22 protein-coding genes and 1 pseudogene are annotated in these 20,605 nt (G+C 65.0%); 12 read left to right on the forward strand and 11 right to left on the reverse strand.

The genetic code is table 11. From position 1 onward, the window contains the following. Positions 1-22 precede the first annotated feature (22 nt). From gndA to MSTE_RS11565, 3 genes are all read right to left on the reverse strand, one after another. On the reverse strand, positions 23-1,477 hold the full coding sequence (gene gndA / locus MSTE_RS11555; protein WP_096505758.1) for an NADP-dependent phosphogluconate dehydrogenase: 1,455 nt from the start codon (positions 1,475-1,477) through the stop codon (positions 23-25). Between the two features lie 156 nt (positions 1,478-1,633). Further along, complete coding sequence (locus tag MSTE_RS11560) at positions 1,634-2,596, reverse strand: M56 family metallopeptidase (protein ID WP_096501321.1); 963 nt, start codon at positions 2,594-2,596, stop codon at positions 1,634-1,636. A 14-nt stretch (positions 2,597-2,610) separates the two neighbouring features. After that, the gene (locus MSTE_RS11565; protein ID WP_030097958.1) at positions 2,611-3,018 is read right to left on the reverse strand and encodes a BlaI/MecI/CopY family transcriptional regulator; all 408 of its coding nucleotides are present in this window, start codon (positions 3,016-3,018) and stop codon (positions 2,611-2,613) included. A gap of 244 nt (positions 3,019-3,262) precedes the next feature. Here MSTE_RS11565 and MSTE_RS11575 point away from each other — a divergent pair, with 244 nt between their 5' ends. Both MSTE_RS11575 and MSTE_RS11580 read left to right on the forward strand, forming a co-directional pair. Continuing rightward, positions 3,263-4,021, forward strand: coding sequence for a hypothetical protein (locus MSTE_RS11575; protein WP_057968267.1), 759 nt, complete (start codon positions 3,263-3,265; stop codon positions 4,019-4,021). Positions 4,022-4,198: 177 nt separating this feature from the next. Further along, on the forward strand, positions 4,199-4,609 hold the full coding sequence (locus tag MSTE_RS11580; protein WP_096501323.1) for a PaaI family thioesterase: 411 nt from the start codon (positions 4,199-4,201) through the stop codon (positions 4,607-4,609). A gap of 132 nt (positions 4,610-4,741) precedes the next feature. Here MSTE_RS11580 and MSTE_RS11585 read toward each other — a convergent pair whose 3' ends face one another. From MSTE_RS11585 to MSTE_RS11600, 4 genes and pseudogenes are all read right to left on the reverse strand, one after another. Further along, entirely contained in the window at positions 4,742-5,509 is a 768-nt protein-coding gene (locus MSTE_RS11585) for a sensor domain-containing protein (RefSeq protein WP_408645891.1), read from the reverse strand. A 29-nt stretch (positions 5,510-5,538) separates the two neighbouring features. After that, positions 5,539-6,303, reverse strand: a complete 765-nt coding sequence (locus MSTE_RS11590; RefSeq protein ID WP_096501327.1) for a sensor domain-containing protein — start codon at positions 6,301-6,303, stop codon at positions 5,539-5,541. 100 nt (positions 6,304-6,403) lie between these two features. After that, positions 6,404-7,131, reverse strand: a pseudogene (locus MSTE_RS11595) (sensor domain-containing protein). Positions 7,132-7,142: 11 nt separating this feature from the next. Then, positions 7,143-7,898, reverse strand: coding sequence for a sensor domain-containing protein (locus MSTE_RS11600; protein WP_096501329.1), 756 nt, complete (start codon positions 7,896-7,898; stop codon positions 7,143-7,145). A 145-nt stretch (positions 7,899-8,043) separates the two neighbouring features. Here MSTE_RS11600 and MSTE_RS11605 point away from each other — a divergent pair, with 145 nt between their 5' ends. The 6 genes from MSTE_RS11605 to MSTE_RS11630 are packed head-to-tail and all read left to right on the forward strand — an operon-like array spanning position 8,044 to position 12,415. Further along, positions 8,044-8,346: an urease subunit gamma gene (locus tag MSTE_RS11605; RefSeq protein WP_030097951.1), complete on the forward strand. Its 303-nt coding sequence runs from the start codon at positions 8,044-8,046 to the stop codon at positions 8,344-8,346. Between the two features lie 5 nt (positions 8,347-8,351). Next, positions 8,352-8,675 (forward strand): urease subunit beta, encoded by a 324-nt coding sequence (locus tag MSTE_RS11610; protein WP_162291412.1) that lies wholly within the window; start codon positions 8,352-8,354, stop codon positions 8,673-8,675. Next, entirely contained in the window at positions 8,672-10,405 is a 1,734-nt protein-coding gene (locus tag MSTE_RS11615) for an urease subunit alpha (RefSeq protein WP_096501333.1), read from the forward strand. The genes MSTE_RS11610 and MSTE_RS11615 overlap by 4 nt, the downstream gene beginning before the upstream one ends. Positions 10,406-10,413: 8 nt before the next feature. Further along, positions 10,414-11,058, forward strand: a complete 645-nt coding sequence (locus MSTE_RS11620; RefSeq protein ID WP_096505760.1) for an urease accessory protein UreF — start codon at positions 10,414-10,416, stop codon at positions 11,056-11,058. Positions 11,059-11,103: 45 nt separating this feature from the next. After that, positions 11,104-11,778 carry an urease accessory protein UreG gene (ureG, locus tag MSTE_RS11625; protein WP_096501335.1) on the forward strand — a complete coding sequence of 225 codons (675 nt, stop codon included), beginning with the start codon at positions 11,104-11,106 and terminating at the stop codon, positions 11,776-11,778. After that, on the forward strand, positions 11,768-12,415 hold the full coding sequence (locus tag MSTE_RS11630) for an urease accessory protein UreD (protein WP_096501337.1): 648 nt from the start codon (positions 11,768-11,770) through the stop codon (positions 12,413-12,415). Before ureG ends, MSTE_RS11630 begins: the two co-directional genes overlap by 11 nt. A gap of 6 nt (positions 12,416-12,421) precedes the next feature. Here the strand turns inward: MSTE_RS11630 and MSTE_RS11635 are convergent, their stop codons facing one another. The 4 genes from MSTE_RS11635 to MSTE_RS11650 form a co-directional block, all read right to left on the reverse strand. Then, positions 12,422-13,876, reverse strand: coding sequence for an NAD(P)/FAD-dependent oxidoreductase (locus MSTE_RS11635; protein ID WP_096501339.1), 1,455 nt, complete (start codon positions 13,874-13,876; stop codon positions 12,422-12,424). Between the two features lie 123 nt (positions 13,877-13,999). Next, entirely contained in the window at positions 14,000-14,596 is a 597-nt protein-coding gene (locus MSTE_RS11640) for a TIGR03086 family metal-binding protein (RefSeq protein WP_096501341.1), read from the reverse strand. Between the two features lie 49 nt (positions 14,597-14,645). Beyond that, positions 14,646-15,629 carry an LLM class F420-dependent oxidoreductase gene (locus MSTE_RS11645; RefSeq protein ID WP_096505762.1) on the reverse strand — a complete coding sequence of 328 codons (984 nt, stop codon included), beginning with the start codon at positions 15,627-15,629 and terminating at the stop codon, positions 14,646-14,648. Positions 15,630-15,728: 99 nt separating this feature from the next. After that, a complete protein-coding gene (locus MSTE_RS11650; protein ID WP_096501343.1) occupies positions 15,729-16,412 on the reverse strand; it encodes an SDR family oxidoreductase in 684 nt (227 codons plus the stop codon). A gap of 258 nt (positions 16,413-16,670) precedes the next feature. On the opposite strand from MSTE_RS11650, the gene modA reads away from it, so the two are divergent. From modA to MSTE_RS11670, 4 genes are all read left to right on the forward strand, one after another. Further along, a complete protein-coding gene (gene modA / locus MSTE_RS11655) occupies positions 16,671-17,414 on the forward strand; it encodes a molybdate ABC transporter substrate-binding protein (protein WP_197704801.1) in 744 nt (247 codons plus the stop codon). Next, the gene (locus MSTE_RS11660) at positions 17,411-18,208 is read left to right on the forward strand and encodes an ABC transporter permease (protein WP_096501347.1); all 798 of its coding nucleotides are present in this window, start codon (positions 17,411-17,413) and stop codon (positions 18,206-18,208) included. The genes modA and MSTE_RS11660 overlap by 4 nt, the downstream gene beginning before the upstream one ends. Further along, a complete protein-coding gene (locus MSTE_RS11665; RefSeq protein WP_096505764.1) occupies positions 18,205-19,272 on the forward strand; it encodes a sulfate/molybdate ABC transporter ATP-binding protein in 1,068 nt (355 codons plus the stop codon). The genes MSTE_RS11660 and MSTE_RS11665 overlap by 4 nt, the downstream gene beginning before the upstream one ends. Positions 19,273-19,452: 180 nt before the next feature. Next, positions 19,453-20,457, forward strand: a complete 1,005-nt coding sequence (locus tag MSTE_RS11670) for an APA family fibronectin-binding glycoprotein (protein WP_096501349.1) — start codon at positions 19,453-19,455, stop codon at positions 20,455-20,457. The last annotated feature ends 148 nt before the right edge of the window (positions 20,458-20,605 follow it).

Here is a 20,605-nt window from a genome sequence, read left to right on the forward strand (position 1 = left end):
TCGCTCTCCTTCTGCGCCCTGTTTAGGCTTCTACCTCGCTGCGGTCGCCGCTCCAGAGCGTGTGGAACTTGCCGGGGGCGTCGACACGCTCATAGGTGTGCGCGCCGAAGAAGTCCCGCTGCGCCTGAGTGAGGGCGGCGGGCAGACGATCGGTGCGCAGACCGTCGTAGTACGACAGCGACGAGGCGAAGCCGGGAACCGGAATTCCCAGCTGCGTCGCCGCCACCACGACACGACGCCAACTGTCGATGCCGTTTTCGACGGCTGCCCGGAAGTAGGGCGCGGCGATCAGTGTGGCCAGGTCGGGCTCGTCGGCGAAGGCGTCCTTGACGCGGTTGAGGAACTGTGCGCGGATGATGCAGCCACCCCGCCAAATGGTGGCGAGGTCACCGGGGTTGACGTTCCAGCCGTACTCGGCGCTACCTGCGGCAATCTGGTTGAAACCCTGCGCGTACGCCACGATCTTGGACGCGTACAGCGCTTGGCGTACATCTTCGACGAACTGCTTTGCATCACTTGGCTTCTCGCCCAACGCGCCGGAGGTGAACCCGGCCGCGGCGGCGCGCTGGGGGCGCGAACCGGACAGTGCACGCGCGAAAACCGCCTCGGCGATACCGGTGACGGGCACGCCGAGGTCCAGGGCCGACTTCACGGTCCAGCGGCCGGTGCCCTTCTGTTCGGCGGCATCGACGATGACATCGACGAGGGGCTTGCCGGTCTTCGCGTCAGCCTGCTTGAGCACCTCTGCGGTGATCTCAATCAGATAGCTCTCCAGCTCGCCCTTGTTCCATTCGGTAAAGACGTCAGCGATCTCCGGTGCACTCATGCCGAGGCTGTCGCGCAGCAGCTGGTAGGCCTCGCCGATCAGCTGCATGTCCGAGTATTCGATGCCGTTGTGCACCATCTTCACGAAATGGCCGGAGCCGTCGGGGCCGATGTGGGTACAGCAGGGCACACCGTCGACGTGCGCGGAGATCTCCTCCAGCAGCGGGCCGAGGGATTCGTACGACTTCTTCGGGCCGCCCGGCATGATCGAGGGACCGTTCAGGGCGCCCTCTTCGCCACCGGAGATACCCGCACCGACGAAGTGCAAGCCGCGGTCGGCCATCGCCTTCTCCCGGCGGATGGTGTCGGTGTACAGGGAATTGCCGCCGTCGATGATGATGTCGCCCTGCTCCATGGCGTCGGCGAGCTCGTTGATGACCGCGTCGGTGGGATCACCGGCCTTGACCATGATGAGCACGCGGCGCGGGCGCTCGAGCGCCGCGATGAACTCCTCGATGCTCTCGCTGCGAACGAAGCTGCCCTCGGATCCGTGCTCGGCGAGCAATGCGTCGGTCTTAGCGACCGATCGGTTGTGCAGGGCGACCGTGTATCCGTGCCGTGCGAAGTTCCGCGCGATATTCGATCCCATGACGGCCAGGCCCGTCACACCGATCTGAGCTTTACCCTGCGCCGAGCCGTCTGCAGCCGTCACCAGCACATCCCTTCGTTGACGTGTTGTGCACCAAAACCGTTCGCTCTTCACGCAAGCGGCTCATCTGAACCGAATGCTCTTCATGCACGCGGCCCTTCGCCGATTCTCGCGTAGTCGCTTTCGGCCCGCGAGCGCGGGTCACCTACTCGCGGGTTACTAGCTGAACAGGCGCTGAAGTTCGGTGAACCACGGGATCACCACGGCCAGCGTCGGCACCACGAGGATGGCGGCAGCGGCGCTATAGGCGCTGCACGACAACAGCAGGCTGTTGCCGTCCCCGCCCAGACGGCGGACCCGGATGAGGGTCGTCGGCCCGCCGGCGGCCATCGCTCCGACCGGGGTCGGCCCACCGGCACACGCGACGAGCGCGCGGGCCAGGGGAGTCGGCCCGGCCGTCCGCACCGCGGCATCGTCGGCAAGCAGTTCGACGAGCAGCTTGACCGCTTCCAGCGCGTTCTTGCTGCGCACGATGACCGGGAAGGCGTCGTGGACTGCGGTGAAGGCTTCCAGCACCAGGTCGTGGCGCGCGCGTAGATGAGCACGCTCGTGCGCGACGATCGCGGTCACCTCGTTGTGCCCCAGCGTGCTCAGCGTTCCCTCGCTGACGACCACCCGGCTGCGCACTCCCGGTAAGCAATAGGCCAAGGGCTCGTCGACTTCCAATACCCGCAGGTCGTGGTCGCGGCGACGATGGATGTCGTAGCCGCCGCGCCAGTTCTCGCAATACCGCTTGTGGTCCAGCAGGTCGACGACGGCGCGGTGGTGGGCACGCCGACGGCGGGTGCGTACCCCGACTCGGATCACCGACACCATGAGCCGGATACCGATAAGGATCGTGATCGCGAACACCGTGACGTAGAGCAGCCACAGACCCCAACCAAGGCGGTCGATTTCACCGGTGATCGTGGCGGTCGGATGGCCATCCGGGCCAGGTACGAGAAGTCTGCTCGCGATCGCCAGCCCTGAACTGAATGCGGAGAGAACTGCGGCCGCGGCAATGGCCTGCCACAGCACCATCGCGGCACGTGGCGCGCGGTATGGCCAGCGCGCACGCGCAAGCAACGCCGGTACGGGACCGGTCAGCAGCAGCGCGAGTATCGCGAACGCCAGGGCGGACACATAACTAGTGTCCCTTACGCGGTGGGGCGACCGCCAGCAGATGGATCTTTCGCTTCGAGCTCGGCCAGTGCGCGGCGCAGTGCATCGGCCTCATCGGGGCCGACACGCTCCACGAAGTGCACCAACGCGGCCTCGCGGGCACCAGAGTTGTTGGCCTGCGCCAACGCATCCACCATCAGGCCCGCGACCAGCTCGTCCCGGCCGTGCACGGGCGCATAGCGGTGCGCGCGATCATCGCGGTGCTGCACCACCAGATCTTTTTTCGCGAGACGTTGCAACACGGTCATCACGGTCGTATAGGCGAGGTCACGCCGCGCCGACAATGCCTCGTGGACCTGACGCACAGTCTGGGGCTCGGGGGACGACCAGAGATGGTCCATCACCGCGCGTTCAAGTTCGCCCAGGCGTGCCATTCCGAACATTCTACGTTCACCTCCGACGCAATGCCGTACTACATCCAGTCGTACTACTTCTGACAGCCAACGATCTAGAACTCGGTCTTTGTTCCAGCGCTCGATCCGGTCTCACCATGTGGGCGGAATTCGTCAACACTGCCCGATGATCAGGAGCTTTGGTGAGGGCAGTCACAACACCCGCACCTGGCGATGTCATCCTACATGTGGTTAGGCTTACCTATCTTGTCTACGTGAAGGGAGGCTGCCAACTGTGACACTGGCCATTGATCGATGCTCTTCGACGAGGAGCCTTATCGCCGACGATCCGCTGATCGCCGGGATGTCTATTCGCCAATCACTGCCGCTGCACGAATCGAGCGCCCGGCTTCGCGAGCTGTATCCCGAGTGCCCTCGGGCCTATGGTGTCGCCGTCATGTCCGATGTCGGCCGGCGCCGATGGTGGCCGCTGGCACGCGCCCTGAACACCGACCGCCTGGAGCGGATGTACGCCCGCGCCATCGAAGAGACCGGTAGCGATGCGGTCGCCGTTCATCAGCTCGCGGACGCGCTCGTGCACACCGTGGTCGGTCGATTGGTTGCCCTGGTCGTCCTGGAGGGGCGCGCCTGGGATCCGGGCCTGGGCAACTTATGGGTCTATTTCGATTCCGAGGGCTGCATCGACTGGGCGGGCGTCGTGGACCCGACGCTGCGGGTGTTGCCCAACGATCCGGATCGGGACCGCGAGCAGGTTGTGGTGTTCCCCGGCGAGGACGCACTGGCCGCGTGGACGGCGCACCGGTGCCATCGCGCCTTGGCTCCGTTGTTCACACGCCTGTCGCAGATCAGTTCCGGAACAATGGAAATCGGCCAGATGTGGCAACTCGTGGGCTCGACCGTGGTGGGTGCGGCGACCCATGTTCCGCTGCTGGCCCGCTCCAGTGAGACCGATGGGATGCGGCGCGGACAGGCGATCCTGGACCGCTTCATGACACTCGGATTGCCGGTCCGCCACAAGGCCCTTGCAATTTAGGGCAGCCTTGCCTATCCTTAGAAACGTCGAACGCGCTACAGCGCGACCAGACACCCGGACCGCGCCGGAGTCCTGAGGGCTGCAGAGACCCCCGGTCCACTCGAAGGAAGTGCCCCACCTGCCTCGGCAGGTGGGGCACTTCTTCGTTACCGGGTGCCGCACTGATATGAACGTCGAATGCCAGACACGCCGGAGCACCTCAGCCAGATGCCCACCGCGCCCTTCGACAAGCTCGTGGGGCTCGAATACACCTCGCTGACACCCGAGGGAGTGTCGGCCACCCTGACCGTCACCGAAAACCTGTTGCAACCCAACGGGATCGTGCACGGTGGCGTCTACTGCTCGGTGGTCGAAAGCGTCGCCAGCGTGTCCGCCTACATCTGGCGTGCCAACGTATTGGGGGAGGAGAGTGCGGTGGTCGGCGTCAACAACAACACCGATTTCCTGCGCGCCATCTCAACCGGCACGCTCACCGCGACATCGACGCCGATACATCGGGGCCGTCGTCAGCAGCTGTGGCTCGTCACCATCGCCGATGATCAGAACCGCACAATCGCACGCGGGCAGGTTCGCCTACAGAATCTGTGAGACTCGGGTGGGCGCAACCCCCGTACGCCCACCCGAGCTCATTTTCGAGAGATGTCGGCCGGCCCCCCGATGGTCGGGCCGCCACTCTCGTCCCCCGCCCGGGCCCAGTCCCCACTGGATCCGGGTAGCTCGTCAGCTCAGCTGCAGTTTGTCGACAATCCTGTCGGCCATCTTCTGCACCAGCTGCTTTGAATTGCTTCGTGCGCAGACCTGCGTCTGCACAATCACATTGGCGACGCCGTTGTAGGACACGAAGCAGCGATACTTACTGGGCCCGTACGTGAGGGCCCAATTCACCTTCTTGGCGTTCGACAACGAGACAGACACCGCCACAGGCACCTTGCGCCCGCCGGGATCGGTGAAGTTGTACGTCTTTCCGTCGCATTCCTTGATCTCGTCGGCTGCCGTCGAGAACTGCTCCTGGGCGGAGTCCTTGTCCTTGTACGCCGCGATTGCCTGATAGACCTGCGCATCCGGGTTCGTGGCGTCTCCGAGCAACATCTCGGTTCCTCGGAACGTCTCGTACTCCTTGCCCACCGATTCCACGGTGAGCCCCTGCGTCACATTGCACCCCGCGTCATCAGACTCCGTGGCCGTGAAGGGCTTCTCCCGTTTGTTGGCCTTGGCGACTTCCGTGTCGAACACCGTGGAAATCTCCTCGTTGGTGAACAACGCCGACACCATGGCTTCCTCGGTGATCTTGTCCTGCCCGGGCCACCCCGTGAGCCCCGCCGGCCCGCTGCTCACGGGAGCCGAAGCCGGTGCGTTTACCGGCCGCGAGACCGTCGTGGTGGCGGCCGTCGACGTTCCGGCGGCGTCCTGCCGGCCGGTACACCCGGACAGTGCCAGCGCGGCGATCGCCATCGCGCACAGCACCGTCCGCACCCTTGCGCCTGTCATCGGGCCCCCTACCGTCTTCTTCGTCGTGGTTATGCCGGAATCCATTCGGCCATGCGGTCGACGATCGCGGTCACTATCGGAGTGCCGTTGCCGTTCTGGCACAACAGGCTCCCGAAGAGCGCGTTGTTCTTGGCCCGGTAGTCGTAGAAACACCGCCACCCCGCGGGTTTTCCGTCCCTGAGCTCCTGTCGCACCCACCTCGCGCTGGTGCCATCGCTCGAGAACTGACCGATCCGCCATTCGATGTCGCCCTCGGTCTGGCGCGAGTCCTGGCACGAAGCCAGCGACGGGGGATACGCAGTCTGAAGCTGGTTCGCCGCGGCCTTCGCATCGGGGAACAGCACGACCGCTTGCCACACGATGTGGTCGTACCGGTCCTGTGTTTCCTGCAGACGCGAGCCTCGGTAGGTGGTCCACTCATCACCAAGGCTCTCGCTGCGCAGCCCGGTGAGGACCTGGCACTTGCCGGTCGCGGAGGCATCGCTGGGTCGAGTGGACTTCAACTCGTACGTCAGCGGTGATCCGACCAGCCTGCCCACATCGTCGGCGGAGATGATGATTGACTCCGCCTTGTCGGGCGTGACTGTCACCGGTGTCGGTGGTTCAAGCGAGGTGGTGACCGGTGGAGCACTGGACTTGGGGCTCGCGATCGCCCCGTCCTGTCCATGATCGGCCGGTGCCGATGTCTCGGTGGCACCGACTGGTATCGGCTTGATGCCGCCGGTCTCCGTCCCACAACTCACCGCGAGCATCGCTGCCAGGCCAAGCCATCCGACAGCCAATACGTGACGCATCCAAGTCCCTCCCTGCCGATATCCAGACCCGTATCGACCCAAATCATGGCTACATCGGATCGCCGGCGCCCAGTGTTACACGAGCGCCACGAGCGATTTCCTACTTCGGCTGGGCGGCGGCAGCCATCTTGTCCACGATCGCGCGCAGCGCCGGGCCGCCGTTGGCCACCTGACAGACCGTCGCCGAGAGCAGCAGATTCTCGATGATGCGTGCCTCTAACATGCAACGCCATCCTGACGGGCGCCCGTCGGTGATCTCATCGAGCACCCACTGGGCACGGTCGTCGGATGCCTCGCGGACAGACACGCGCCAGGTCGCCGTATCGACTTTCAGCTCCTCACCCGAACAGCTGCGGACGTCGGCGGGAAACTCCTTTGAATAGTTCTCCCGCGCATCATCTTTCGACGAGTAGAGCAACACTCGCTGAGTGACTGAGTGCGTGAACGTGTCCTTGTCCTCCCGATACCAGACGTCACGATAGGTCGTCCATTTGTCGCCGACGTCGACCGTCAGTGGCACCATCAGCGCCTGGCACGTTGCTTGCCGTCAATCGGCGACGATCGCGGATTGGAGGACTTGCCCTCGTATTCGAGGGTGGAGCCGATCAGCTCGGACACGTCTTTTTTGGAGACGATGATCGAGTTGGCCCTGTCCGGACTGATCGCATCCGCCGCTGACGTTGTCGATGTCTTCGATGCACCGGGTGTCGCCGACGGCCCGGACGTCGCAGGGTGCTGCTGGTCATCTCCGAACAATGAGCATCCCGTCAGGACAACGGCGGCGCACACCGCGACGGCAGTCTTTCGGTACACCGATTTGCTGGTCACAGCCGTTCCTTTCACTGCGGGATCCACGCCGCGATCCGGTCGGTAATGGTCGTCACGCCGGGTACGCCGTCACCGTATTGGCATAGGTACGTCCCGAAGAGCACGTTGTTCTTGTTGCGGAAGTCGAAGAAGCAGTGCCACGTCGCGGTCTGTGTGATCTGCAGTTGTGTCCATTTCGCCGCGCTATCACTGATTTCCGCGATGTTCGTGATCTTCCACTTCTGGTCCTGTTTGGAGATCTCCGCGTTGGCGCATGTTCTGGCCGCGGACTTGGGAAATGCCTGCGTGAAAGCCGCGGCGGCCTCCGTGCGGGACGGATACAGGACTGCCACCTGGCTCACGATGTATGCGGTGGTGTCCTTGGTCTCGCGGTAATAGTTCCAGCGGTACGTCGTCCATTCGGATCCCAATTGGTCGGCCCGCGGGTTGTCCAGGTTCGCACAATCCCGTGCACCACCCACCGCATCGGTCGGCGGTGTCGATGTGTTGTCGTCGTACTCGAGCGTGGTTCCCAGAATCTTCCCGACATCCGAACGCGAGCCCAGGATTGAGTCGATCTTCTCCGGGGTGACGACCAGAGGCGGTGGTGGAGGTGCTTTTGTGGTCGTGGGGATGGATTCGGGGGCTGAGGTGCCCGCAGTCATCGGCATATTCGCGGTGGTGGTGGTCGGCGCCGACACCGGCTTTATCCCCTCGCTGGGTTGACTGCACCCCGATATCAGCACTCCGGCCGACACCACACACCACAACGTCATCCCGTAACGCATTGCGCACCCTCCTGATCGACTCCACACCCCACAAGCTCCGTGGATTCTCGCACTCACCATCTCGACCGCAGGGCAAAACTGTCCGCTGTCCGTATAAGGGCCGTGAAAGTGCCAGGCAGCCCGGATCATGGCAGGATCGCCCCTTATGCGATTGACCCCGCACGAGCAGGAACGGCTGCTCATTTCCTATGCGGCGGAATTGGCGCGACGACGCCAATCCCGAGGGCTGCGCCTCAACCACCCCGAGGCAATCGCCATCATCACCGATCATCTCCTGGAAGGTGCGCGTGATGGTCGCACCGTCTCGGAATTGATGGCCAGCGGCCGCGAGGTGCTGGGGCGCGACGATGTGATGGACGGCGTGCCCGAGATGATCCCGGACGTCCAGGTAGAGGCAACCTTTCCGGACGGCACCAAGCTCGTTACCGTGCACCACCCGATCGGATGAGCCACATGATTCCTGGCGAATACCTGTTCGCACCAGACGATATTGAACTCAACGCGGGAGCGACCGTCATCGAGCTCGACGTCGTCAATACCGGTGACCGCCCCGTACAGGTGGGCAGTCACGTACATTTCCCCCAGTCGAACCCGGCGCTTGACTTCGATCGTGAGGCCGCGCACGGACACCGCCTGCACATTCCCGCGGGTACCGCAGTGCGCTTCGAACCCGGTGTGGCGCAGAAGGTGCGTCTGGTTCCCCTACGTGGCCGCCGAGAAGTGCACGGACTGACGCTCGACGCTCCGGGACAGCTGGATGGCGGTGACCCCGCATGACCCGGCTCTCACGGGAGCACTACGCCAAGCTGTACGGGCCGACAACGGGTGACCGCATCCGTTTGGCCGATACCGATCTGCTTATCGAGATCACCGAAGATCGATGTGGTGGGCCCGGTTTGGCCGGCGAGGAGGCAGTTTTCGGCGGTGGCAAGGTGCTGCGCGAGTCGATGGGGCAGAGCCGCCTCACCCGCGCCGGCGGAGCGCCGGACACGGTCATTACCGGTGCCGTCATCATCGATCACTGGGGAATCATCAAGGCCGACATCGGTATTCGGGACGGACGCATTGTCGGAATCGGCAAGGCGGGCAACCCGGACATCATGGACGGGGTCCACCCCCAACTGATCGTCGGCCCGTCCACTGAGATCATCGCCGGCAATGATCGGATCGTCACGGCGGGCGGTATCGACTGCCACGTCCACTTCATCTGTCCCCAGCTGGTTGACGAGGCCATCGGCGGCGGTATCACCACCATGATCGGCGGTGGCACCGGCCCCGCCGAGGGCAGCAAGGCCACCACGGTCACGCCCGGAGCGTGGCACCTGGGCCGCATGCTGCAGGCGCTCGACAGGTGGCCGGTCAACGTGCTGCTGCTGGGCAAGGGCAACACCGTCAACCCCGAGTCGATGTGGGAGCAATTACGCGGTGGTGCAGCGGGTTTCAAACTGCATGAGGACTGGGGCACCACACCCGCGGTGATCGATGCCTGCCTGCGCGTCGCCGACGAGGCGGACGTGCAGGTCGCTTTGCATTCGGACACCCTCAACGAAACAGGTTTTGTCGAAGGCACTCTGGAGGCGATCGCCGGACGCGCGATACACGCCTACCACACCGAGGGCGCCGGGGGCGGCCATGCGCCCGACATCATCACCGTGGCCAGTCACCCGAACGTGATGCCGAGCTCCACCAATCCCACGCGCCCACACACCGTCAACACCCTGGACGAGCATCTCGACATGCTCATGGTCTGCCACCATCTCAACGCCGCGGTCCCGGAGGATCTTGCCTTCGCCGAGAGCCGGATTCGTCCGTCGACCATCGCGGCCGAGGATCTGCTGCACGATATCGGTGCCATCTCGATGATCGGCAGTGACAGTCAGGCCATGGGGCGCATCGGCGAAGTGGTGATGCGCACCTGGCAGACCGCGCACGTCATGAAGAAGCGCCGGGGTGCGTTGGAGGGAGACCCCTCCGGGGCCAGAGGCAACGACAACAACCGCGTCCGCCGGTATGTCGCGAAATACACGATCTGCCCGGCCATCACGCACGGCATCGATCACGAGCTGGGTTCGGTGGAGGTCGGCAAGCTGGCCGATCTGGTGCTGTGGGAACCGGCCTTCTTCGGGGTCCGGCCACATGTCGTCATCAAGGGCGGAGCCATCGCCTGGGCTGCCATGGGTGATGCCAACGCCTCCATTCCCACCCCGCAACCCGTGCTGCCGCGCCCCATGTTCGGCGCCATGCCCAACGTGGCACCCGGTTTGGCCGTGCACTTTGTCTCGCCGACGGCCATCGAGGACGATCTGGCGGCCCGGCTCGCGTTGCGGCGCAGGCTGGTTCCCACCCGCGACGTGCGCCATCGCGGCAAGGCCGACCTGCCGTTGAATGACGCGATGCCGGATATCCGAGTCGATCCCGATACCTTCACCGTACGTATTGACGGTGAGGTCTGGCAGGAACAGCCGGCCACCGAACTGCCTATGGCGCAACGATATTTTCTGTTCTGATGGGTGCCATCGATACTTCCGCGACGACGGCGTTACTGCTGTCGCTAGCCGATTCGCGGTTGCCCACCGGTTCGCATGTGCACTCCGGTGGGGTGGAGGAGGCCATAGCCCAGGGTCTGGTGCGAGACGGTGCGACTCTGAATGCCTATCTGCGGCGGCGTATTCGGACTCATGGCCTGGTCGCGGCGTCCATTGCCGCCGCCATCGCCTCGGAGAGGCTGGATCCGATGCGGGCGGATGCGGAAACGGACGCGCGGACGCCTTCGCAGGCGGCGCGAGACGCTTCCCGCGCGCAGGGTCGGGGGCTCAAGCGTCTGGCCGGGAGCGCGTGGCCGCACATCGACTGGCATGCACACGGTCGCGCGCCGCATCTGGCCGTGGTCTACGGCATCATCGGCGCGGCAACAGGTTTGTCGGGCCGCGATATCGCACTTGTCGTCGTGTACACCACGTTGACCGGGTCCGCCACCGCGGGCCAGCGGCTGTTGGCGCTTGATCCCACAGAGGTGGCGGTGGGCACCCTGGCCATGGCGGGCCTGTGCGAGGAGACCGCGACTTTGGCCGCCGCCGATCTGGCATGCCTGTCCGACCCACTGCTGGATGTGCTCGCCGAGCGCCATCTCACACGTGAACGTCCGCTTTTTGTTTCGTAGTTTTAGGGTTCTAGGTTTTTCACGCACAACCACGATTGGATCAACATGCCACCACATCTCCTCGACGGTCAGCCCCATCAACACGTCGACAGGCCCCGCCGGGTGCGTCAGCCGGGTGAGCCGCTGCGCATCGGGATCGGCGGACCCGTGGGGTCGGGCAAGACCGCGTTGGTCGCCGCGCTGTGCCGCACACTGCGCGACGAGATTTCGGTGGCGGTGCTCACCAACGACATCTACACCACGGAGGACGCCGACTTCCTGCGTCGCCATGCGGTGCTTCCCGACGAGCGCATCACCGCGGTGCAAACCGGTGGCTGCCCGCACACCGCCATCCGCGACGACATCACCGCGAACCTGGACGCCATCGAAGATCTCATCGCCACCAATGATCCACTTGACCTCATCCTCGTCGAGTCGGGTGGCGACAATCTCACCGCGACCTTCTCCTCAGGTCTGATCGACGTGCAGATCTTCGTGGTCGACGTCGCCGGCGGTGACAAGGTGCCACGCAAAGGTGGTCCCGGCGTGACCTTCTCGGACCTGTTGGTCATCAACAAGACCGACCTCGCTCCCATGGTGGGCGCCGATCTGGGTGTGATGGCCCGAGACGCGGCAGCCGTACGGGAAGGACGGCCAACCGCGATGATCTCGTTGACCGAGGACCCGACGGCCACCGAGGTGTTGGCGTGGGTCCGGAGCCATCTGGACCATGCGCACTGACGTCCAGATCATTGCGGAGAAGGGCCGCCTCCCGCGGATACGCTGCTCGGGCAGCCTGCAGGGCAGGCTCACCGATGCCGATACCGTGCATCTCATCGGAGTGGCCGCCAGCCCCCTGGGCGGCGACGAGATCTCGGTGCGTATCGAGGTCGGCGACGGCGTGCTGTTACGCGTGCGATCGGTGGCGGCAGCAGTGGCCCTGCCCGGTCGTGACACTCTGCGGTCCTCGACTGCGTGGAGTTGCTCCGTGGCAGGCGAGCTTGACCTCGACCCGGCGCCCACCATCGTGGCGGCCAACGCCGTCCACCATTCTCATGTCACCGTCCGCGCATCGGACGGTGCGAGCGTGCGGCTGCGGGAACGTGTGCAGATCGGCAGGGCGGGGGAGTCATCCGGATTCTGGAGCGGTGAGCTCGACGCGGATATCGACGATCGCCCTCTGCTGCGCCACCGCATCGAACTCGGAGCGGGATCGGTAACCGATGACGAATTGGGTCGCTCGCTGGCCCTGATCAGCGAATTGCACTACCCCGCAACGGATTCCATGCCGACGAGCCCCGTCGACGCCACTGTGCTGCGCCTCGCCGGCGACGCCACCCTGCTGACGTGGCAGGGGCGGCGTCTACCGTCCGACTGATCGGAACTAGCTGGCCGCCTTTTCCTCTTCAGGTTCGGCAACTTGTTCGTCGTCGCCGTTTTTCTCGGCGACGAGTTCTTCAAGTTGATCCAGACGTGTTCGCGCCCAGGCCTGCTGCTCGGTGATCGCCATCTGGCCGCGCGAGCGCGTCACGAACGCGATGGACCACAGGATCAGGGTCACCAGACGATTTTTGAACCCGACCAGATAGACCAGGTGCAGCGCCAGCCAGCTGAGCCATGCGATGAATCCACTGAACTCGAGCTTGCCGATCTTGACCACCGCGTTGTACCGCGACACCGTGGCCATCGAGCCCTTGTCGAAGTACTTGAATGCGGGCCGTTCCTCGGAGCTACGCCCATTCAGCTCGGCCTTGATCTGCTTGGCGGCGTAGCGCCCACCCTGGATGGCGCCCTGGGCGACACCGGGTACGCCGTCGACCGCCATCATGTCTCCGACCACAAAGACGTTCGGGTGGCCCGGAATCGACAGGTCCGGGCCGACCTTCACACGTCCGGCACGATCCAGTTCGACACCGGACTGTTCGGCCAGGTTCTTGCCCAGCGGGCTGGCGGACACACCTGCAGACCACACCTTGCACCAGGACTCGATGCGTTCCACGGTGCCATCGGAATGCTTCACGGTCAGGCCATTGCGGTCCACGTCGGTGACCATGGCGCCCAACTGGATTTCGACGCCGAGTTTCTCCAGGCGCTTGCGTGCCTTCTCTCCCAGTTTCGGACCGAAGGGCGGCAGCACAGCTGTCGCGGCGTCGAGCAGGATGACCCGCGCATCGGTCGGGTCGATGTGGCGGAAGGTGCCCTTGAGGGTCTCGTTGGCCAGTTCGGCGATCTGCCCGGCCATTTCGACGCCGGTCGGACCGGCGCCCACCACGGTGAAGGTCATCAGCTTGCGGCGCCGGACGGGATCGCTGGAGCGCTCGGCCTGTTCGAAGGCACCCAGAATGCGTCCGCGCAGCTCCAGAGCGTCGTCAATGGACTTCATGCCCGGGGCCCACTCGGCGAAGTGGTCGTTTCCGAAGTACGACTGACCCGCACCGGCGGCGACGATCAGGCTGTCGTACGGCGTGGAGTAGTCATGCCCCAGCAGCGAGGAGTGGACCACCTGATTCTCCAGGTCGATGCTCGTCACATCGCCGAGAACGACCTGTGCATTGTCCTGGTCCTTCAAGATCTGCCGCGTCGGGGGAGCGATCTCCCCTTCGGAGATGATCCCGGTAGCCACTTGGTACAGCAGCGGCTGGAACAAGTGATGAGTGGTGCGCGCGATCAGCGTGACATCGACGTTGGCGCGCTTGAGCGTCTTGGCGGCCGTCAGACCGCCGAACCCCGACCCGATGATCACGACTCGGTGCTTGGGCGTCAACGCGTCCTTGATCTTGGGCTTCGGATTGGCCTCGACAGGCGCCGCGCCGGTGGCGGCGTCTGATGTCGTGCTCATCGATCACTCCTCATCAAATGGTGTCTCAACTGGGGTTATTCACCTTGTCTGACACTTGGTGCAACACCCCAACCGTAGTCGGGATTTCCCTGTACGTCGCGTCAGTTAGTTTAGCGAAATATCTCACACACCCTGCGGGCGCCAGCCTGGATCACGTCCCGACATGGCGAGCATGTGATCGAACCGTGGGGCACTCGTGGGAACCGGCTGCTGCGGGCCGAACAAACCGGGAATTCCGTCGTCGGAGGCCAGCGCCCTGATGAATCCATACAAACCCGGATCGGTGCCCTCGGGTAGGTCAAACGGCTGCCCGGTGGCCGCCGCCAAATCCCATCCGTGCAGCACCAACTCGTCCAGGACCACCATCGCTACCTGGTCATTGGGCATGACAGAGCCTGCGATCGTCGACTCGCCGACCCATGACCGGGACTGCGCCCAGGTAGCCACGAGATCCGCGAGCCGCTGCGGGAGCAACGTCCGCCACTGCGGATCGAGATCCTCGGTGAACGACGGGCCCGAAAGGTCGATGCCGAGAGCCGCCGCCTCCTCGGGGCGGACGACATACTGGAAGGCCACCGACAAACCCATCAGGTGATTCAGCAGGGCACGCACCGTGAGCTCGGCACACGGAGTCGAGCCGTCCAGCACCTCGTCCGACACCCCCGGCAGAAGCGCCACCACGGCCGCGGCGGCGGGTTGCAAGCTGAACGGTGCGCCCATATCGCACATCCTGCCGAAGGATTGCGCGATAGAGGACGAATCCGGCCGACTAGTCCTTGAACAGCGGGCGAAGAGTGTTGCCGATCAGCTCCACCACGCCGGGCACATGCCCGTTGGCGGTCGCGTTGAGAGTGACAGCGTCGATTCCCTGATCGAGAACTCGGGTCTGCACCTGTTCGGCGATCTCGTCGGGGCTGCCCACGAGGGTGCGTCCCAGAACCTGCGCACGGGCCTCCTCAGGGAGGGTTTCCAGGTCAATGCCGTTCTTGCGTAGTTGCTCACCAGCGAGTTTCCAGGCCGTTGCCGAGTCGTCGTCGATGAACACCGAGAAGAACGCCGAGGTCTCCAGAGTGGATGGGTCACGCCCTGCTTCCTCGCAGCGCTGCCGCAGCACCGACAGCTTGTGCGGGATCTCGTCCAGCGAGCTGAGCAGGTTCAGATGATCGGCATACTTCACGGCCAGTCCAAAGGTCTTCTTCTCGCCGCTGCCGCCGATCATGATCGGAATGTTCGGCCGGATCCTGGGCTCGTTCATGGCTGTCTCGGTGCGGTAGTACTTGCCCTCGAAGGTGGGTCGTTCACCGCGCAACATCGGGGCGATGATCTCCAAGGCCTCGCTCAGCCGCTCGAAACGGTCGGTGAACGTGCCGAACTCGAACCCGAGCTGCTGGTGTTCCAGTTCGAACCATCCCGCGCCGATGCCCAGGATGGCGCGGCCGCCGCTGACGACGTCGAGCGTCGTCACGGCCTTCGCGAGCAGGGTTGGGTTTCGGTAGGTGTTGCCGGTGACCAGCGTGGAGAGCTGAATGGTGCTGGTGGCACTGGCCAATGCGCCCAGGGCCGTATAGGCCTCGAGCATCGGCTGATCGGGGGTGCCGATCATGGGCAGCTGATAGAAGTGATCCATCAGGAACACCGTGTCGAAACCCGACGCCTCCGCCTCGCGCGCCTGTCTGACGACGGTGGGAAAGAGTTCGGCGATACCGGTGCCGTAGGAGAAATTGGGGATCTGATAGCCAAGCCGAATGGTCACCCGATCGAGCCTACGCTCGAACTGCTGCCACGGCACTACGTACGGTCTTGCCTCGCAATGCAATTCGACGATCTACAGCTGGAGTGCACTCCAGCTGTGTCAGCTGACGCCTGCGGGAACTCCGCGGCTGACATGCAGCGTTTGGCCGGTGATGTGGCGCGCCTGCGGGCTGGTGAGGAACAACGCCAACCGTGCGATCTCGGCGCTGACCAGCTCTTGGGCGTCCTCAGTGCTGTCAAGGCCGTCGTAGTTGGCGTCAGCCGACTGCCCGGGAGCGATGGTGTTGATGGTGATCCCGCGGGTGCCCATTCGCTCGGCCTGCTCGGCGGTCCAGGCCGACAGTGCGGCCTTGGCGGCAGTCGTCGCTCCCGACCGGTCCCTGGTGCCCAACGTGCACAGATTGATGATGGCCGCGCCGGAACGCAGATGGTCGCCGATGGCCTGCACCGTCAGCACGGCGGTCAGCACGCTGGACTCGTAGCGTGACAGCCACGCTTCGCCGGTATCGGTGAGGGTGCCCAGATGCGGGCCGGGCTCGCTCCAGACGGGGTTCGGGATGTTCACGATGGCGTCGAGGTGCTGCGGGAACAGTTCGACGTTCTCTTCCAGGCTGTCCGGGTCGGAGTTGTCGCACACGATGGCGTCGACCTCGAGCTCCTTGGCAGCGATTTCCAGCTCGTCGGCATTGGGGCCGGTGATGACCACCCGATGGCCGGCGTTGCGGAATTCCGCAGCCACCGCCCGGCCGACCTCGTTAACCGCTCCGGTTACCAGTACGTCCATGGCGGTACCTTCCTTACCTTCCTGCAACCCTTACCGATCCGCTCCCGTTGCCAGGCCTGATCAGCTTGATCGTGACACAACCCGGACCTCATACCCCGGATTTCGTGGCCGGTTCGCACGGGTTTGAGCGCCAATATTACTGGACGGTAGCAATACCCACGACCACCACGTATCGCCTCGGCTGGGGCTAGGGTTGTGCCGGTGACCAGCAGAGGGTGGAAAATTCTCGCCGCAGCACTCCTTACGGGTTCGCTGACCATGTCCGGTTGTGGTTCGCGAACGACGTCCGATGGCAGCACAGCGGCCCCGTCGACTGGTTCGGGCCCCGCTCCCGTCCAGTTGCACGTGCTGGCCGCGGCGTCGCTGCGCAAGGCCTTCACCGAAATCGGGAAGTCTTTCGAATCCACCCACGCGGGCACAACCGTCGAGTTCACCTTTGCGGGTTCCTCGGATCTGGTCACTCAGCTCACTCAGGGCGCCCAGGCCGACGTGCTTGCCACCGCCGACTCGGCCAACATGGACAAGGCGTGGAAGGCGCACTCGGTTGTCAATCCCGTCGACTTCGCGGCCAACACGCTCACGATCGTCGTCGCCCCGGGTAATCCGAAGGGCATCGCGACCTTTGGAGACCTAGCGCGTCCGGGGCTGGACGTGGTGGTGTGCGCACCGCAGGTTCCGTGCGGGTCGGCCACCGCGACCGCATCCAAAGAGACTGGGGTGCAACTAAATCCGGTCAGTGAAGAATCCTCGGTGACCGATGTGCTGAACAAAGTGATCGCGGGGCAGGCCGACGCGGGTCTGGTCTACGTCACCGACGCCAAATCCGCCGGCGACAAAGTCACCGCCGTCGCATTCCCCGAGGCACGGTCGATCGTGAACACCTATCCCATTGCGGTGACTGCTAACTCGCGCAATCCCGAACGCGCGAACCAGTTCATCGAGACGGTCACCGGGGATGCCGGACACAAGATTCTGGCGGCGGCCGGGTTCTCTGCGCCGTGACGCCGGCACCCGGTCTGCCGCGCTGGGTGTATCTGCCGGCGGCCATGGGGGCAGTGCTCATCGTGCTGCCGCTGCTGGCACTCGTGGTGAAGGCCGACTGGCCTCAGTTCCCCGCGTTGATCAGCAGCCCGGCCTCGCAGGCAGCGCTGCTGCTCAGCGTCAGGACGTGCGTGGCCAGCACGGCGTTGTGCCTGCTGCTGGGTGTCCCACTGGCCATCGTGCTGGCCCGTGGACCGGCCTGGCTCACTCGGCTGCTGCGCCCGTTGATTCTGTTGCCTCTGGTGCTGCCGCCGGTGGTCGGCGGCATCGCGCTGCTCTACGCCTTCGGCAAGCTCGGCCTACTCGGCCACTACCTGGATGCCGCAGGAATCCGCATAGCGTTTTCCACTACCGCCGTGGTGCTGGCGCAGACCTTCGTGTCCTTGCCGTTTCTGGTCATAAGCCTTGAGGGCGCACTGGCGACGACGGGGGAGCGCTATGACCATGTGGCGGCAAGTCTGGGCGCACCACCGACCACCGTGCTGCGGCGGGTGTCGCTGCCGCTGGTGATGCCGGCGCTGGTCTCGGGCACGGTGTTGGCCTTCGCACGTTCACTGGGTGAATTCGGGGCCACCCTGACCTTCGCGGGCTCGCGGCAGGGGGTCACTCGCACGCTGCCGCTGGAGATCTATCTGCAGCGCGAATCCGATGCGCAATCGGCCGTGGCGCTCTCACTGCTGCTGGTGGCGGTGGCGGCGGTGGTGCTGGCCGTGGTGGGGGCCCGGGCCTGGCGCCGCGATGGGTGGCGGCGATGAGTGAATTGCGATTCGACGCCGGACATTCCGGTCGGGGTGTACACGCCGCATTCACCGTGGCGCCCGGGGAGACCTTGGCGATCGTCGGCCCCAATGGCGCCGGTAAGTCCACATTGCTCGGGCTCATCGCGGGACTGCTGCGACCCGACTCCGGTGAAATCCGCCTCGGCGATCACGTGCTGACGAACTGTGCCACCGGCACTTTCGTCCCGACCCACCGGCGACGCACGGCGCTTCTGCTGCAGGAAGCCTTGTTGTTCCCGCACCTGACCGTCGCGAGCAACGTCCAGTTCGGGATGCGCGCCCGGCATCGAGACGAGGTGCCTGCCCTGCGCGATCGCTGGCTCGAGTCGGTCGGCGCACGCGATCTTGCCCGACGCCGGCCCGGTGAACTGTCCGGGGGACAGGCGCAGCGGGTGGCGATCGCCCGCGCCTTGGCCACCGAACCCGACCTGGTGCTGCTCGACGAACCTCTCGCAGGCCTCGATGCCGCAAGCGCGCCGGACATCCGGGCATTGCTGGGCCGAGTGCTGGGCGGCGGCGGCCAGAGCGCCCTGATCGTTACGCACGACATCATGGATGCCGTCGCCATCGCCGACCGGGTGATGGTTCTGGACGGCGGCCGCATCGCCGAGCAGGGGGAGACCGCGACCGTATTGGCCCGCCCGACCAGCAAGTTTGGTGCCCGGTTCGCCGGCGTGAACCTGGTCGCCGGCGCCGTGGGCTCGGACGGCGCCCTGCACGCGGACGGCATCGTCATCCACGGCGTATGGTCCGGCGCCGGCAGTCCCGCGCCGGGGCAGCATGCCGTCGCGGTGTTCGGACCACGTGCGGTGGGCGTGCATCTGTCTCCGCCGGGCGGCAGTCCGCGCAACGTCATCGCGGTATCCGTCTCGACCCTGAGCGCTCATGGCGACAGCGTGGTTGTAACGGCAACCGCGGGGCCCGCGATATTCACGGCACACATCACCGCGGCCGCCGCGGCAGAGCTAAAGCTGGCACCCGAGAAGTCGGCATACTTTGCCGTGAAGGCTCATGAGGTCGTCATTCAGGCGGCGCAATAGCTGGGGACGGGGATTTCGGTCGCCTTTGAGAGGAAACCTATGTTTGCTTCTGGTCAGCCAAACCCCTTGCCACCGCATCGAATGATCGCAAAGTGGTGTCGACGGCAACTGTCCGTAAATCGGGCGCGCCGATTGCCGGATACGCTTGCACGTGCAGGACAAAACGGTACGTTCATTGGCATGCAGCAACCACGGGCAACTTTGGCCGCCAAGCGGGTACAACGGGCGCGGGTGATGGCAGCTGCCGTCGCCGTGGCCTCGCTGTCGGGGGCAGGGGCGATAACGCTTGTCGCCGGGCCGGTTGATCAGTCGCCGACGTCGGTACGCACGGCGGATATCAATCTGGTGACCACCGATGCGCCGCCGCCACCGGCAACGCCCGCCCCTGGCCAACCGGCACCCAATCCGGAGACTCCGACGACCGTGACGACACCTCCGGCGTCACCTCCGCCCGGTACTGCCGCGCCCAGCACACCGCCCGCACCCGGAGCGCCGGCAGATGCCGGGCGCGTCAACAATGACCAGGGTGGATTCAGTTATGTTGTGCCGCAAGGCTGGGCGCCATCGGATGCGCGCAGACTGACATACGGTTCGGCGCTGCTGACCAACCCGGCGGCACCAAACGGCAGCATCTTGCTGGGTCGCCTTGATCTGAAGCTCTTCGCGGGTGCCGAGCCCGACAACCAGAAGGCCGCGCGCAGGCTCGCTTCGGATATGGGTGAGTTCTTCATGCCGTATCCGGGCAACCGCGTCAACCAGGAAGATCAGAGCTTCGAGGTGGCGGGTATGCCCGCGGCGTCCTCGTACTACGAGGTGAAGTTCGACGATGCCGCCAAGGAGCCCGGTCAGATCTGGGCCGCAGCCGTGGGCAAGGGCAAGGATCGTTGGTTTATCGTGTGGCTCGGTACCGCGGCCTCGCCGGTGGACAAGGGAGTGGCGAAGGCTCTCACCGATTCGGTTCGTCCGTGGACCCCACCGACGCCGCCCGCCGGACAGCCCGCTGATCCCAACCAGCCGCCGCCCGCGCCGGCCGACCCGAATCAGCCCGCGCCTGCGCCCGCCGATCCCAACCAGCCACCGGCTCCGGCGGCTCCCGCGGCACCGGCACCCGAACCTGCCGCTCCGGGGCAGCCCGTGCCACCGCCGCCTCCCGCGGCGCCGGCAGCACCCGGGGTCCCCGTCTAGCTCTTGGCGAGTTCTGCTCACCCATTTCGCGGTGAGCGTTGACGGTGTGTGTCGGTGAAGATTTGATTGGGTGCGCCCACGCGATCAGCGTGGGCGCACCCAATCGACGCATTGTGTTCGCCGGGAAAGTGCCGCTTACGGGCGGCGC

It is taken from the genome of [Mycobacterium] stephanolepidis (genome assembly GCF_002356335.1).
GTDB classification, from domain to species: domain Bacteria; phylum Actinomycetota; class Actinomycetes; order Mycobacteriales; family Mycobacteriaceae; genus Mycobacterium; species Mycobacterium stephanolepidis.

Excerpts from the sequence above, each read along its gene's own strand:
- MSTE_RS11670 (WP_096501349.1), top strand. The coding sequence starts at position 19,453 with ATGCAGCAACCACGGGCAACTTTGGCCGCCAAGCGGGTACAACGGGCG.
- MSTE_RS11610 (WP_162291412.1), top strand. The coding sequence starts at position 8,352 with ATGATTCCTGGCGAATACCTGTTCGCACCAGACGATATTGAACTCAAC.
- MSTE_RS11600 (WP_096501329.1), bottom strand. The coding sequence starts at position 7,898 with ATGCGTTACGGGATGACGTTGTGGTGTGTGGTGTCGGCCGGAGTGCTG.
- MSTE_RS11565 (WP_030097958.1), bottom strand. The coding sequence starts at position 3,018 with ATGTTCGGAATGGCACGCCTGGGCGAACTTGAACGCGCGGTGATGGAC.
- modA (WP_197704801.1), top strand. The coding sequence starts at position 16,671 with ATGTCCGGTTGTGGTTCGCGAACGACGTCCGATGGCAGCACAGCGGCC.
- MSTE_RS11585 (WP_408645891.1), bottom strand. The coding sequence starts at position 5,509 with ATGACAGGCGCAAGGGTGCGGACGGTGCTGTGCGCGATGGCGATCGCC.
- MSTE_RS11615 (WP_096501333.1), top strand. The coding sequence starts at position 8,672 with ATGACCCGGCTCTCACGGGAGCACTACGCCAAGCTGTACGGGCCGACA.
- MSTE_RS11590 (WP_096501327.1), bottom strand. The coding sequence starts at position 6,303 with ATGCGTCACGTATTGGCTGTCGGATGGCTTGGCCTGGCAGCGATGCTC.
- MSTE_RS11605 (WP_030097951.1), top strand. The coding sequence starts at position 8,044 with ATGCGATTGACCCCGCACGAGCAGGAACGGCTGCTCATTTCCTATGCG.
- MSTE_RS11640 (WP_096501341.1), bottom strand. The coding sequence starts at position 14,596 with ATGGGCGCACCGTTCAGCTTGCAACCCGCCGCCGCGGCCGTGGTGGCG.
- MSTE_RS11650 (WP_096501343.1), bottom strand. The coding sequence starts at position 16,412 with ATGGACGTACTGGTAACCGGAGCGGTTAACGAGGTCGGCCGGGCGGTG.
- MSTE_RS11635 (WP_096501339.1), bottom strand. The coding sequence starts at position 13,876 with ATGAGCACGACATCAGACGCCGCCACCGGCGCGGCGCCTGTCGAGGCC.
- MSTE_RS11580 (WP_096501323.1), top strand. The coding sequence starts at position 4,199 with ATGCCAGACACGCCGGAGCACCTCAGCCAGATGCCCACCGCGCCCTTC.
- MSTE_RS11630 (WP_096501337.1), top strand. The coding sequence starts at position 11,768 with ATGCGCACTGACGTCCAGATCATTGCGGAGAAGGGCCGCCTCCCGCGG.
- ureG (WP_096501335.1), top strand. The coding sequence starts at position 11,104 with ATGCCACCACATCTCCTCGACGGTCAGCCCCATCAACACGTCGACAGG.
- MSTE_RS11665 (WP_096505764.1), top strand. The coding sequence starts at position 18,205 with ATGAGTGAATTGCGATTCGACGCCGGACATTCCGGTCGGGGTGTACAC.